This window comes from Bacillus sp. FSL W7-1354, assembly GCF_038002405.1.
GTDB classification, from domain to species: domain Bacteria; phylum Bacillota; class Bacilli; order Bacillales; family Bacillaceae; genus Bacillus; species Bacillus paralicheniformis.
In genome coordinates this window covers 120,418-133,112 of sequence record NZ_JBBOCL010000001.1, presented here as the reverse complement: position 1 = coordinate 133,112, position 12,695 = coordinate 120,418, and the positions used below count along the sequence as shown (strand labels likewise).

Genomic DNA, 12,695 nt, shown 5'->3' with positions numbered 1-12,695 from the left:
AGTAGCTGAATAAAAGACGGGCAAATAACGGAATGGAGCAAGCCGCTTCAAAATACAATGGGTCAGATGGCAATTGTATGAAGGGCGCTCTAAAATTTTTAATCATTTCCAATTTACAAAAGCCTATTTCTGCAATCTCAAGCGTATCATGAAACAGAAGTCTATATATTAAAGTTTGCCCGAAGTTTGACAGTCTCAGCCTGTTAAGCCTTGTTTTTCATGAAGGAGGTATAATCATGATGACGCTTGGATTTATGTCGCTGTCGCACGAACATGAAAAAGCCTATGCCGAAGAACTGGCCAAAATGGCTTCGGACTATGGAATCCGGTTTATCCGTTTCACGCCCCTGGATATTTCCCCCGGTTCCCTGCTTGTGAAAGGGCTCTCCTTTCACCCGAAGTCAGGACAGTGGAATGAAATTGAAAGAGAAATCCCGGAATTGATCTATGACCGCTGCTTTTACGGCAGAGATCAGCAATCGAAAAAAGCAAAACCGATTGTCGAATGGCTCAAAAAGTATCCTAAAACAACATTTTTAGGACTCGGACTTCCTGACAAATGGACGGTTTTCAAAGCATTGAATGCCGATCCCGTCATCAAGTCCTACCTTCCTGCCACATCGATTGCAGAAAACGCCCAGGATATCCTGCGCAAGCTTGCAAAAGAAAAAGCGTGCATCTTGAAGCCTGCATCCGGATCAGGAGGCCGCGGCATCATTCACCTCGAGCTTACGGGAAAAACGGTCAAGGCCGCCTACCAAACCGGAAAACACAAACAGCTGAAGTCATTTTCGAAACAGGCTTCATTTGAAACGTGGTGTCAGAAAGTTCTTCAGCACCGCTATTTGCTGCAATCGTTCCTCGATATTCAAGACAAAGACGGTTTTCCGTGCGATATCAGGCTGCTGCTTCAGAAAAACGGCAGTGGAGAATGGGAAACAGCCGGCAAAACGGTAAGGCGGAGCTATCAGCACGGACTGCTTGCAAACCTGGCCGGGGGCTCAGAGGCGGTGAGCTTTGACAGCTGGCTTTTATCAGTGCCGAAAAAGCGCCAGGCCGTCCTTCTCGATGATTTAGAGACAATGGCGCAGGCCGTACCCCTGGTGCTTGAATCAAATCACGGACCATTATTCGAGCTCGGCCTTGATATCTGCCTGACGAAAGACGGAAAAGTCTGGCTTCTGGATGTCAATTCAAAGCCCGGAAAGCACGCTTTTATTAAGCACTCTCCTGAAAAAAGGGAGCTTTTGTATAAAGGTCCTTTGGAGTACTGCTCATTCTTAACGGCTTCAGCCGGCGCGAAAGGGGCTGAGAAAAGATGACCGGTCAACCGCTGACCGTCGGCATCCACCAGACGAGCGAAAACACGATGCTCCTGCCCGCTTCTTTTAAACAGGACGGTTTGCTATTCGCGGCTTTCGGTACAAGTGTTGAACGTTGCCACGTCTCATTTGACAGCCATTTGAAGCGCACCGTTTTATTATCTGAAAATCTGTACAAAAACCTGCGGATTCCGTACCGCGGCAAAGCCTCCCTGATTTTCCGCGACAATACCGTCTATATCGGACCTTTAATCGGGATTTTCACGGCCGGTTTTACAAAATCGCAGCTGGACCCTGTCAGAGGGAGGTCTTTATTTTTTTCGAAGCTTTTGACGATGGATCTCCCGGCAGGAGGCTACAGCTATCTGTTCGGAGCGCACCAGATAGATTGGGAAGAAGGTACAGTGCAGGCTCTCATTTTCAGGGAAAACGGCTGGGAGGAGGCCACAGTCCCCCTTCCCAACGTCGTTTACGACAGACTGCCGAACCGCAAAGCGGAAGAATCCGCCGCTCTGCGGGAAACAAAAACCCGCCTTATGGATGAATACCGGATTCCGTGGTTCAACCCGGGCTTCTTTAACAAATGGGAGATCTATAAATGTCTGCAGCAAGACGAGAGGACAGCGGAATTGCTTCCATTTTCGGCATTCGAGCCCGATGCCGGTAAAATCGAAGACATGATCGGTCAATACGGCTTCATTTATGTAAAGCCCGCCGGCGGCAGTTTGGGCAAAGGCATACTCCAGCTTTCAAAACGGGAAGAAAACGGAATTCTCGCCAGACATGCCGAAGGCGTCACATCTTATTCGTCCGCTGCTGAATGTTTAGATGAATGGCAGAGACTGCACAAACATACTTCTTATCTCGCCCAGCAGGGCATCGAACGGATCGAAGTGGATCATCATCCGGCAGACTTCAGGGTTCATACAAACAAAAACGGAAAAGGCCAATGGACCGTCACAGCCATCGCGGTCAAAATCGCTGGAAAAGACGGAATTACAACCCACATGTCGAGCGGCGGTGCCGTCAAAACGCTTGCAGAGCTATATGATGATCCTCAGGAAAGGCTTCGCACTCTGCAAAAACTGACAAAAGCGGCGCTCCTCCTCAGCCGGGTCCTTGACGAAAAGCTTGACGGTTTCATCGGGGAAATCGGCTTTGACCTCGGATTGGACCGTTCGGGAAAGGTGTGGCTGTTTGAAGCCAATTCCCGGCCCGGCAGGGGGATCTTCTCCCATCCCCGTCTGGCATCTGTCAGCAGCTTAACGAAGAAAAGAAGCTTCGAATATGCTTCTTATTTAACTGAACAGTCCATCCTTAATCCGGAGGACATGTGGCATGACCTCAAGCCGTGAAGAACCTGCTTCTTCACGGTATTTTTTTGAAAAAGCTCCACTTGAAAAGAATCTATGATCTTTTCTGTGAATGAGATACAATGATAACAAATCAACGTGTAGACAGCTCGCTGGATTTGACCCACCTGAAATCAATGAAGGAGCGTGGCGTTTATGATTTCTCATTTTCAATGGAAGCCGCTGTTTAAAAAAGAAAGGCTTCCCGGCTGGAAAATATCGTTTTATCATAAAGGGATTCACTATGAAGGAATCTATCATAAATCAGGGGAAATCGAGTGGGGCAGCACCTATCCCCCGCACGATGACGAGCCTTCCCTGAAAAGCGAAATTCATGAATTAATGCTCTTCCATATTTACGAATAAAGAAAAGGACGTTGTCGTATGCTGGAGAAATTAAAGACGCTTTACGGTGAACGGATGATTGTATCTGAGGCTGTTTCAAAACACGATGCATTATGGTTTCAAACGGACGAAGGCGAGACCTTCGGCGTGCTGAAAAACGCGGTCACCGACCGGGAAAAAGAGCTGCTCCATTGCCTGTTCCGGCCTTTCTCAGAACCGCGTCCCGAACAGCAGCTGACAAAGCGGGAGAAAGAATGGCATCAATATTTTTTTCGCAATGCCCCCCTTCCAAACCCGGGGAACATTCAGCTGATGCAAGGACATTTTTTTAAAATGGAGCATGTACCTGAAGAAAGACAGGCGATCAAAGAAGCGGTCAGCGGCTTTTTTAAAGACCCGCTTGTGGTATGGTACGACCGGCACGAAGCTGTCATCGTCCACGAAAATCCTTCGCCATTTCTCGCCAAAAAAGAGCTGTCCGAGCTTGCGCATGCACTGACAAGCGATTTCATGGCAAACCCTGTGTTTTTCAGCGGCCAGCTTCATCCAGTCAACGGATCGCTTCAAGGCAAAATCCGCTTTGAAAAACAAATGTTTCATTATATGCTGGAAGCGGGTGACATCGGAAACGTCGCCACGTTTTGCCAGTGTCTCCCGTCTTTTTTGACGGCAAAACCCGAGCGGGTTCATGCTTCTTCGTTTTCGGACGCCGTAAGAGAGGCGCTGTCTGATCCCGAGACATCCCTGACCATCAAAACGTATATGAGATGCAACCTGAATGCCTCTCTTACAGCAAAACGTTTGTTTATCCACCGAAACAGCCTGCAGTACAGAATTGATAAATTCATCGAACGGACCGGGATTGACATCAGACAGTTTGAAGAAGCAGCCGCTGTTTATTTGATGATGTATCTCCTTTAGCGGCTTTAGCAACTTGCACGAAAAGAAATTGTGCACCATGTCCATTTACACCGACCTGCCGTTTTTTATAAACTAAGACCAGATAAAGCGCTTACATAAAAGAGGGGGAGAAAAAATGGCGGAACTCGTGCTCGATCGGATATACAAAGTGTATGACAACAAAGTCACGGCTGTGGATAATTTTAATCTTCATATCGATGATAAGGAATTTATCGTCTTTGTCGGACCGTCAGGCTGCGGCAAGTCGACAACGCTCAGAATGATCGCAGGACTTGAGGAAATTACGGATGGCGAATTCACAATCGACGGGAAACGGATGAATGATGTCGCTCCCAAGGACCGCGACATTGCGATGGTATTCCAAAACTATGCCCTTTATCCGCACATGAACGTCTATGACAATATGGCTTTCGGCTTAAAGCTGAGGAAGTTTCCGAAGGATGAAATCAAACGGCGCGTCCATGAAGCGGCCAAAATTCTGGGCCTTGAACAATATTTGGACAGAAAGCCAAAAGCGCTTTCCGGCGGACAGCGCCAGCGCGTTGCCTTAGGCCGGGCAATCGTTCGGGACGCAAAGGTGTTTCTGATGGATGAACCGTTATCAAACCTTGATGCCAAATTGCGCGTACAAATGCGCGCCGAAATCACAAAGCTTCATCAGCGCCTGCAGACGACGACCATCTATGTCACCCACGACCAGACTGAAGCGATGACGATGGCTACGCGGCTCGTCGTCATGAAAGACGGAATCATCCAGCAGGTCGGCGCGCCGAAGGAAGTCTATGAAAATCCGGAAAACGTGTTTGTCGGCGGCTTTATCGGTTCTCCCGCAATGAACTTTTTCACCGGCACTCTAAAAGAAGACTTGTTTACATTTGACGGCGTTTCGGTTCGCGTGCCGGAAGGAAAAATGAAAGTTCTGCGCAGCCAGGGCTATGCCGGCAAGGAAATCATCATGGGAATCAGACCTGAGGATATCCATGACGAGCCTGTTTTCATTGAAGCGTCAAAAGACTCAAAAATCGATGCGAAAATTGAGGTAGCTGAGCTGATGGGCGCCGAAACGATGCTTTATTCGCAAGCCGGCACGCAGCCGTTCATCGCCAGAGTCGATTCAAGAACCGACGTCCAGGCCGGCGATACGCTTCCTCTTGCGCTGGACATGAATAAAGCCCACTTCTTTGATAAAGAAACGGAGCTTCGCATCCGTTCTGAAGAATAGTGGATTTAAACACTCTCCATGACCGAAGCATGCTGCGGCCCTCCGTGCTGCTATGCTTCGGTCGTTTCAATTTCAACGGTTTCTTCATAAGTACAGTCCTGGCAAGTATATAAATGAACGCATACGGTTTGCGTTTGTTTAAATGAATCAAACTCCATATACGGACTGTACGGACCGAAAAAATCGGTTGCTCTCCCCGCGTCCGCCATTTCCCCGCCGCACTTCGGACAATGCCTTGTCTGGACGAGAATCCCATTGCACACTGGACACATCATCTGCTTCATCCCCCTGCTTTTTTCCTTAGCTTGCCCCATTCCCGGCCTTTTCGCCTTTCAACATTTACCAGATTGAAGCACGCATTTATTTTATCGAATCCACCATAATACGTAGTACAAACCAACATTGGGCTTTAGCCGAAGGCAGCGGTTTTCTTTTGGTGAAAGCCGGCAGCTGGTGCAACTCCAGTCAGCCCAACCATACCATTTTTATAAAGGAGTTTGATACAAATGGCTAATCAAAATTCTTCAAATCAACTGGTTGTCCCAGGAGCAGCTCAAGCGATCGAACAAATGAAATTCGAAATTGCTTCTGAATTCGGCGTAAACCTCGGCGCTGACACGACTTCCCGTGCAAACGGTTCTGTCGGCGGAGAAATTACAAAACGTTTAGTTTCCCAAGCTCAAGCATCTATGGGCGGTCAACAATTTTAAACAACTTCATATTCATGGATAACAGAAGGTGCATATCCTGCACCTTCTTTAGCGTGTCGACAAACCTTCACATTCATTGCCGGGGCGGCGGCCCGCACCTCTGGCATATCTTATGAAAGCCCGCACCCGCTTCTCCTTTTTTCATATGCTGATATAAAGGAGGAGTCGGCATGCAGCTGATGTTGAGCATCAATTGGGAATTGATTCAATTTGTCGGGATTTCTCTATTGAATGAGTATGTCTCAAATGTCCGCCCTTATCATGGAACTTTTTGCTTTCGCGGGGCTTTTTCTTCCGGACGATCTGACGTATGATAGATCCGATGGGAGTGATTATGTTGAAAATTGCGCTTTTTGGAGGTACAGGCCGTGTCGGACAGGCCTTTCTCAATTTTGTTGAAGAGGATGGGCGTTATTCCGTTTACGCACTTGTTAGGAGGACGGAAGGCGCCCGCATTCCGGATAAATGCTGCCAAGCGCTTACAGGGAACGCCAGGAACCAGCATGACGTCGAGTCTTTAATAAAAGATTCGGATATCGTTGTCAGCTGTTTAAACACAGATGGAGACGATACATTGACCGTCTCCATCGAACATATGATAAATGCCATGAACGCACATCGGATTAAACGGCTGATTACCATCGGAACGGCCGGTATTTTAAACGCGAGGCAGAACCCGGACCTTTACCGCTTTGAAACAAACGAATCAAAACGGCGCTCGGCGCGCGCAGCGCAAGAACATGCCCGTGTGTACGAACGTCTCCGCGAGTCTGAATTGGATTGGACGATCGTCTGCCCGACATATCTCCCCGACGGGCCGGCATTGAAGACATACCGTTTTGAACAGGATGTTCTGCCGGACGGCGGAAAAGAAATATCGACCGGCGACACCGCCCATTTTCTTTTCAAACAGCTTGAATCAGACCAGTTTGTCAAGGCAAGGGTGGGGCTTGCTTATTAAAGCCGGGTGAAGATCCGGCTTACCCTGTCAGGGTTCCTTTTCCCTTTTGCAGTTCATACATTTGATAGTATTGTCCTTTTTGCTTCATCAGCTCTTCATGATTTCCCCTTTCGATAATCCGGCCTTTTTCAAGAACGAGAATCTGGTCGGCGTTTTTGATCGTTGACAGCCTGTGGGCGATGATAAAGGTCGTGCGCCCTTGTTTAACAACATTAAGCGCTTTTTGAATGACCGCTTCTGTTTCCGTATCGATATGGGCCGTTGCCTCGTCTAAAATAAGAATAGCCGGATCATATGCCAACGCACGCGCAAACGAGATCAGCTGTCTTTCCCCTGACGAAAGGGTGCTTCCTTTTTCGATGACCGGCTCGTCAAGACCTTTCGGCAGGCGGGCGAGCATTTCAAGTGCCCCAACCTGTTTCAAGGCGGCTTCTATTTGATCTCTGGTCAAACCAGCATTGTCAAGGCTGACATTTGAAGCAATCGTGCCGGAAAATAAGTAAGGATCCTGAAGAACGATGCCCATCTGCTTTCTGATTTCCTGCCTTGACATATCGTATATGCTTCTGCCGTCGATTTTGACATCGCCCTTTTCAATATCGTAAAAGCGGAAAAGTACATTTAAAATGGAGCTTTTTCCTGAGCCTGTATGGCCGACCAATGCAACGGTCTCCCCTTGCTTCGCTTCAAATGAGATGTTTTTCAGCACATCTTCACCGTCATGATAGCGAAAAGATACATCTTCAAATACGACTAGCCCCCGCGCTCTTTCGCTGCCCGGCTCTTTGACGTCGACGCCTGGCTCATCCAGCAGGCGGAAAACCCGCTCCGATGATACGCGAGCCAATTCAAGCTTGGCAAACTGGTTGACAATGCCCGTAATCGGCTGAAATAAACGATTCAAGTAATCAACGAATGCATAAAGGACGCCGATTGAAATCATTCCTTCCGCGTTCAGGGCAGCTCCCCCGAAATACCAGATTAAAGCGGTGAACATCACATTTCTGAGAATGTTGACCAAGTTGTGGGACATAAACGAATTCAATTTCAGCATTTTATTTTGGTAATGAAAGTGGCTCTCGTTCAGCTGTTCAAATTCTTCTTTTGTGTCCTGTCCGCGCCGGAATGCCTGAATAATCGGCATGCCTTGAATCGATTCATTCATTTTGGCGTTGATCTCGCTGTTGATTGACCTGAGTTTATGATTGTAGCCAGAAGCGAATTTTCGATAAACGGCCGCCCAAATGACAATCAGGGGCAAAATCAACAGACAGACGCCGGCCAGCCTGACATCAAGGAAAAACAGCGCGGCGAATATTCCGGCCATATAAATGATATTTGTGACAAACGTCGAAAGAACGGTCACATACAGGTCGCGGATCGCTTCGGTATCATTCGTCACCCTTGCAACGATTTTTCCTGCCGGCAAATTATCAAAATAGCGGATAGGTAGCCTTTGAATGTTGGCGAATACATCCTGCCTCATCTTTTGAATGATGCGGTTTGCGCTCATCTGCAAGAGGTAGAATTGGCCGTAATGGAAAAAGATCGAGAAGACGAGAAGGCCGAAATAAATAGAAACGAGTGAAATCAGCCCTCCTATTTCAGGCTCGTAAAAAGCATACACTTCTGACAAAGACAGGCGATCGGCCTTGTAGGTTTCCGTCCGGTCTCCGCTTGTCATTCTCAGCTCTTCTCCGGATACCGTCCGCTCTCCGTCAAAGGAAACCGGTTCCTCCACAAAGTAGTAGTTCATGCCGACTTGAAAGATGTGAACTTCCTGCAGCTTTTCAGCTGAAGAGTCTGTCCTGTCCTCCCTGATATATTCCTTTCCTTTATAGGAAACGGTATATTTCGTCTCCTCTGTTGTTTCATACCACGTTTTTTCAATTCCGAGAATATGATCGTCGATCATCTTTTTGGCGATCATCGGTCCCGTCAGCTCGGCGGTGACGGCAATCGTCAGCATGACGAGCGCCCAGATGAGAATTTTTTTGTAAAGAAGCGCATATTGGAAAAGCCTTTTTCCTGTTGTCATGCTACAGTCCCCCCTTCTTCTCCCGAAGGAAGCTGCTGTGCTTCGTATTGTTCAAAATACCAGCCTTTCCGGCTGATCAGTTCCTGATGCGTCCCTCTTTCAACGATCCTTCCATTTTCCATGACGAGAATGAAATCGGCGTGTTCGACGGCCGACATCCGATGTGATGTAATAAAGGTCGTTTTGCCTTTCCGCCTGCTGCGGATGTTTTCAATAATCGCCGCTTCCGTTTTCGCATCGACGGCGGACAGCGAATCATCCAAGATCAAAATATGGGGCTCCGCAATCATCGCTCTCGCAATTGAAATCCTTTGTTTCTGCCCCCCGGATAAAGCGACGCCCTTCTCTCCGACCATTGTCTCCAAACCGTCTGAAAGCATCTCAATATCCTTTTTCAGATGTGCTGCAGAGATGACATCGTATAAATCGCGTTCCTCGGCGAGTCGTCCGCCGAACAAAATATTTTCTTTCACCGATTTTGAAAACAACACGTGGTCCTGAGGCACATACCCGATCCAGCTGCGAAGCTGATCAAGCGGCAGGCGGTCAATCGGCACGCCCGAAATGGTGATCGTTCCTTTTCCTTTCGGGTACTGCCTCAGCAGCTGCTTGACTAACGTCGTTTTGCCGCTTCCCGTCTTTCCGACGACTCCGACCGTCTGTCCTTCTAATACGGTAAATGAAATATCGGCCAGGTTTTCCGACGCGGAGCTCGGGTACGTAAAAGCGACCCCGTCAAACACAATATCGCCCGGTTCCGCTGCTTCAGGTTCGGCGGGCTCTCTCACATCAGGCTCATATGCCAATGTTTCATTTACTCTGTCAAGCGAAGCATTTCCCCTCTGCATGACATTGATCAGTTCTCCGATCGCAAACATCGGCCAGATCAGCATGCCGAGGTACACGTTGAAAGAGACGAGTTCACCCAATGTCAGCTGGCTGCGGAAAACAAGATAGGCGCCGTAGCCAAGACCGATTAAATAGCTGATCCCGACCAAAAACTTCACCGTCGGTTCGAACAGCGAATCGATCAAAGCGACTTTCATATTTTTCTTGTACACATCAGCCGTCATGCTGTTGAACCGGCTGACATCATTTTTCTCCTGTACATAGGCCCGGATCACCCTTACCCCTGACACGGACTCAAGCACTCGATCATTTAAAGCGCCAAACGCATCCTGCGCTTCCGTGAAACGCTCATGAATTTTTTTCCCGTAGATGCTGATGGCAGCCGCCATCAGCGGAAGGGGAATGATCGAAGCAAGCGTCAGCTTCCAGCTGATCAAAAAACCCATCGTCAAAAGAATCGTCAGCATATACATCGTCGAATCGACCAAGGTCAAAATGCCGAAGCCCGCCGTCATGGAAATCGCTTTTAAATCATTTGTCGCCCTCGCCATCAAATCCCCTGTGCGGTTTTTCTCGTAAAAAGACGGGGTCATTTTCAGCAAATGGCCCATCAGCTTGGATCTGAGGATTTTTTCGACAAGGTTCGCTCCCCCAAACAGCTGATACATCCAATAATAGGACAAGATATAAACAACTGCGCCAAGCGCGAGAAATAAACCGATATAGCCGAGCATGCCGGCCTTTGAAAAAGTGCCCGCCTGCATGTCGTCAATCGCGTTGCCAAGCAGCTTCGGCGGAAACATTTCCAATACGTTTACAATAATCAATAGGACGACTGCTATCGTGTAGCGCCGCCAAGAGGCTTTAAAAAACCAGCCCAGCTTCCATAAAACAGAAAACATCTAATATCCTCTCCTTTTTTAGCCGCCTTCAAGTTTTTCCTTACAATCTTTGATTTCGTTTTTTCTGATACTCGGCATAAAAAATTCCTCCTTATGTGCGGTTTATTTATTAGAAAAACATGCTGCTCCGCATCGGGAACAGAATGTTTTTTCTCAGAAAAAAAAAGGCACACTGTGTACCAGCATGCCTTTTTTCATATAAAAAGGCGCATGTACGCTTGTTCACGCGACATGCGCCTTCCTTTTGAAAATTGTTAAAGTTAAACAGAGCCCTGATCGTAAGGAAGGTATAAAAATGTCACGTTAAGGTGCTTTTGTTGTTGAACTGATGCTTTGATATTTCTAAACATGACGATACCCTCCAATCTTATTAATATTTTCCATCTTATAGTACGGCCCTTTATTTGTCAATTTGTTTTTTTGGCGAATGGCGGGCTTTTGATTCATATTCTCATATTTCGTTAGATTTGTTGGGAAAACGGGTAATATAAAAGTAAATCCATTCTGAAAGGAATGATCAATTTGTTTAAAGCTGACCGGATCATTGTCGCGTTTGACGGAAAAGAGGAAAGCAAAAAAGCGCTGAAAAAAGCGATCGACCTCTCGAAAAGGCTCGGCTCGCAATTGACCGTCTCCCATGTCCATGAACCGAGGCAAGTGAGAACAGAGGCTGCGACTGAAAGACCCGCTGCCGGCGCGCCATCCCTTTACAGCGGCTTCCCGGCCGCGCCCCGGGTCCCCCACGATTCAGACTTGGCCGGTGAACCCATGATCTATGAGGACAGCGCGGAAGAAGCGATTGCGGCAGCGAAAATCATATTGAGCGAAAACCAGTACGACGCGGAAATAGAGGTGTTGGAAGGCGACCCGGCCAACGCAGTTCTACAACATGCGGAAAATATCGGCGCTGACCTTGTCATCACGGGTACGCGCGACCAGAACCGCCTGAAAAAGCTCCTGTTTGGCAGTGTCAGTGACAAGATATCGACAAAATCGGAGATCCCTGTGCTAATTGTAAAATAACGATTTTAAAAGAGGCCGGTCAAATGTCCGGCCTCTCATCATGTTACGATCTTCTCCTGTTCATAATATAGATCATGCCCCACACAATGGATAGGGAAGACTCCTAATACTATGACCGCATTTATTATTGAATCAATGCAATCTCTCCTTCTCTATGAAAACATACTTGTAGAAAGAACCTGTTTTTGCAGTCATACATAAGCATTTGCATCAGTATAAAACTGCAAGGGCACTGTTCCCGCGAATGATCCTCTACTGCTATATACAACGCCAATTGATTTTTTCCTGCTAAGCCGAATGGTTACCTTTATCCTCTAGGCTTTCTTCACTTTAGACGTTTCCCTTGAAATTTGATTTTCACTCCACATGACTTACAATTGATTTCTTTCTCCGCCTTGCCCCGCATTCTTGGTTTTACTTAGTGTCCCCCCTCTCTACAGTCCCAACGATCTTTATATCAATAAACTGCCGCAAAATAAAAGCCCCTCTCCAGCGAAATCCAATAACAGGAAAAATAGGCGTTCAAATTAGTAACAACCACCTAACAGACCTCATAATTTGATCTTGTGAGTACCCGGGGTATTTGACTTAATCTGACTTTGCTTATGTTTCATTCTTCTTTTATTGTTTTGGTCAAAAAATTTTATCGATGAGGGGGATATTAAAATGCAACCATTCCATGATGAACTGCAGTCGTTGGAGATGGATCAATTCCAGGCAGAAGATATGACGCATTGGGATCCGGACCGTCATCACGCCAATGTTAAACACTGCGCAAGCTGCTGGAGCTGCGGAAGCTGTGCCAGCTGTTGGAGCTGCATGGGTCACAGCTGTTGGAGCTGCGCGGGTCACAGCTGTTGGAGCTGTGCGGGCCACAGCTGCTGGAGCTGCATGGGCCACAGCTGTTGGAGCTGCATGGGCCACAGTTGTTGGAGCTGCGCGGGCCATTGCTGTTGGAGCTGTTGGCGCGGAGGCATGTAGTTTTTTTATAAAAAAGAAGACTTCCCCTGCCTCTTTTGCCGCAGGGGTCTTCTATTGCATAAAGGACAA

General features: G+C 47.6%; 13 protein-coding genes. 10 read left to right on the top strand and 3 right to left on the bottom strand.

Features of this window, described 5'->3' with window-relative positions; genetic code table 11:
* Window positions 1–236: 236 nt before the first annotated feature.
* The 5 genes from MKZ04_RS00740 to MKZ04_RS00720 all read left to right on the top strand — a co-directional run bounded on the left by MKZ04_RS00740 (window position 237) and on the right by MKZ04_RS00720 (window position 5,162).
* Window positions 237–1,322, top strand: a complete 1,086-nt coding sequence (locus tag MKZ04_RS00740) for a YheC/YheD family endospore coat-associated protein (protein WP_020450775.1) — start codon at window positions 237–239, stop codon at window positions 1,320–1,322.
* The gene (locus MKZ04_RS00735) at window positions 1,319–2,677 is read left to right on the top strand and encodes a YheC/YheD family endospore coat-associated protein (RefSeq protein WP_328031182.1); all 1,359 of its coding nucleotides are present in this window, start codon (window positions 1,319–1,321) and stop codon (window positions 2,675–2,677) included. The genes MKZ04_RS00740 and MKZ04_RS00735 overlap by 4 nt, the downstream gene beginning before the upstream one ends.
* A gap of 144 nt (window positions 2,678–2,821) precedes the next feature.
* Window positions 2,822–3,040 carry a YheE family protein gene (locus tag MKZ04_RS00730; RefSeq protein WP_171866274.1) on the top strand — a complete coding sequence of 73 codons (219 nt, stop codon included), beginning with the start codon at window positions 2,822–2,824 and terminating at the stop codon, window positions 3,038–3,040.
* An 18-nt stretch (window positions 3,041–3,058) separates the two neighbouring features.
* Window positions 3,059–3,940, top strand: a complete 882-nt coding sequence (locus MKZ04_RS00725; RefSeq protein WP_020450773.1) for a helix-turn-helix domain-containing protein — start codon at window positions 3,059–3,061, stop codon at window positions 3,938–3,940.
* Window positions 3,941–4,055: 115 nt separating this feature from the next.
* The gene (locus MKZ04_RS00720; RefSeq protein ID WP_023856547.1) at window positions 4,056–5,162 is read left to right on the top strand and encodes an ABC transporter ATP-binding protein; all 1,107 of its coding nucleotides are present in this window, start codon (window positions 4,056–4,058) and stop codon (window positions 5,160–5,162) included.
* Window positions 5,163–5,212: 50 nt separating this feature from the next.
* On the opposite strand, the gene MKZ04_RS00715 is transcribed toward MKZ04_RS00720, so the two are convergent.
* A complete protein-coding gene (locus tag MKZ04_RS00715) occupies window positions 5,213–5,437 on the bottom strand; it encodes a hypothetical protein (protein ID WP_020450771.1) in 225 nt (74 codons plus the stop codon).
* Window positions 5,438–5,668: 231 nt separating this feature from the next.
* On the opposite strand from MKZ04_RS00715, the gene MKZ04_RS00710 reads away from it, so the two are divergent.
* From MKZ04_RS00710 to MKZ04_RS00700, 3 genes are all read left to right on the top strand, one after another.
* Complete coding sequence (locus MKZ04_RS00710; RefSeq protein ID WP_020450770.1) at window positions 5,669–5,872, top strand: alpha/beta-type small acid-soluble spore protein; 204 nt, start codon at window positions 5,669–5,671, stop codon at window positions 5,870–5,872.
* Window positions 5,873–6,042: 170 nt separating this feature from the next.
* Window positions 6,043–6,186 (top strand): hypothetical protein, encoded by a 144-nt coding sequence (locus MKZ04_RS00705; RefSeq protein WP_020450769.1) that lies wholly within the window; start codon window positions 6,043–6,045, stop codon window positions 6,184–6,186.
* 23 nt (window positions 6,187–6,209) lie between these two features.
* The gene (locus tag MKZ04_RS00700; protein ID WP_025811778.1) at window positions 6,210–6,833 is read left to right on the top strand and encodes an NAD(P)-dependent oxidoreductase; all 624 of its coding nucleotides are present in this window, start codon (window positions 6,210–6,212) and stop codon (window positions 6,831–6,833) included.
* A gap of 19 nt (window positions 6,834–6,852) precedes the next feature.
* Here MKZ04_RS00700 and MKZ04_RS00695 read toward each other — a convergent pair whose 3' ends face one another.
* Window positions 6,853–8,871 (bottom strand): ABC transporter ATP-binding protein, encoded by a 2,019-nt coding sequence (locus MKZ04_RS00695; protein WP_341045055.1) that lies wholly within the window; start codon window positions 8,869–8,871, stop codon window positions 6,853–6,855.
* Window positions 8,868–10,622, bottom strand: coding sequence for an ABC transporter ATP-binding protein (locus tag MKZ04_RS00690; protein WP_096747979.1), 1,755 nt, complete (start codon window positions 10,620–10,622; stop codon window positions 8,868–8,870). The genes MKZ04_RS00695 and MKZ04_RS00690 overlap by 4 nt, the downstream gene beginning before the upstream one ends.
* 522 nt (window positions 10,623–11,144) lie before the next feature.
* On the opposite strand from MKZ04_RS00690, the gene MKZ04_RS00685 reads away from it, so the two are divergent.
* Window positions 11,145–11,645 (top strand): universal stress protein, encoded by a 501-nt coding sequence (locus tag MKZ04_RS00685; protein WP_341045052.1) that lies wholly within the window; start codon window positions 11,145–11,147, stop codon window positions 11,643–11,645.
* Window positions 11,646–12,311: 666 nt separating this feature from the next.
* Entirely contained in the window at window positions 12,312–12,626 is a 315-nt protein-coding gene (locus tag MKZ04_RS21760; RefSeq protein ID WP_154059105.1) for a heterocycloanthracin/sonorensin family bacteriocin, read from the top strand.
* Window positions 12,627–12,695: the final 69 nt, after the last annotated feature.

What these genes read in the sequence shown, in the direction of transcription:
- MKZ04_RS00720 (WP_023856547.1), top strand. Translation starts at nt 4,056, where the DNA reads ATGGCGGAACTCGTGCTCGATCGGATATACAAAGTGTATGACAACAAA.
- MKZ04_RS21760 (WP_154059105.1), top strand. Translation starts at nt 12,312, where the DNA reads ATGCAACCATTCCATGATGAACTGCAGTCGTTGGAGATGGATCAATTC.
- MKZ04_RS00705 (WP_020450769.1), top strand. Translation starts at nt 6,043, where the DNA reads ATGCAGCTGATGTTGAGCATCAATTGGGAATTGATTCAATTTGTCGGG.
- MKZ04_RS00710 (WP_020450770.1), top strand. Translation starts at nt 5,669, where the DNA reads ATGGCTAATCAAAATTCTTCAAATCAACTGGTTGTCCCAGGAGCAGCT.
- MKZ04_RS00695 (WP_341045055.1), bottom strand. Translation starts at nt 8,871, where the DNA reads ATGACAACAGGAAAAAGGCTTTTCCAATATGCGCTTCTTTACAAAAAA.
- MKZ04_RS00725 (WP_020450773.1), top strand. Translation starts at nt 3,059, where the DNA reads ATGCTGGAGAAATTAAAGACGCTTTACGGTGAACGGATGATTGTATCT.
- MKZ04_RS00690 (WP_096747979.1), bottom strand. Translation starts at nt 10,622, where the DNA reads ATGTTTTCTGTTTTATGGAAGCTGGGCTGGTTTTTTAAAGCCTCTTGG.
- MKZ04_RS00715 (WP_020450771.1), bottom strand. Translation starts at nt 5,437, where the DNA reads ATGATGTGTCCAGTGTGCAATGGGATTCTCGTCCAGACAAGGCATTGT.
- MKZ04_RS00735 (WP_328031182.1), top strand. Translation starts at nt 1,319, where the DNA reads ATGACCGGTCAACCGCTGACCGTCGGCATCCACCAGACGAGCGAAAAC.
- MKZ04_RS00740 (WP_020450775.1), top strand. Translation starts at nt 237, where the DNA reads ATGATGACGCTTGGATTTATGTCGCTGTCGCACGAACATGAAAAAGCC.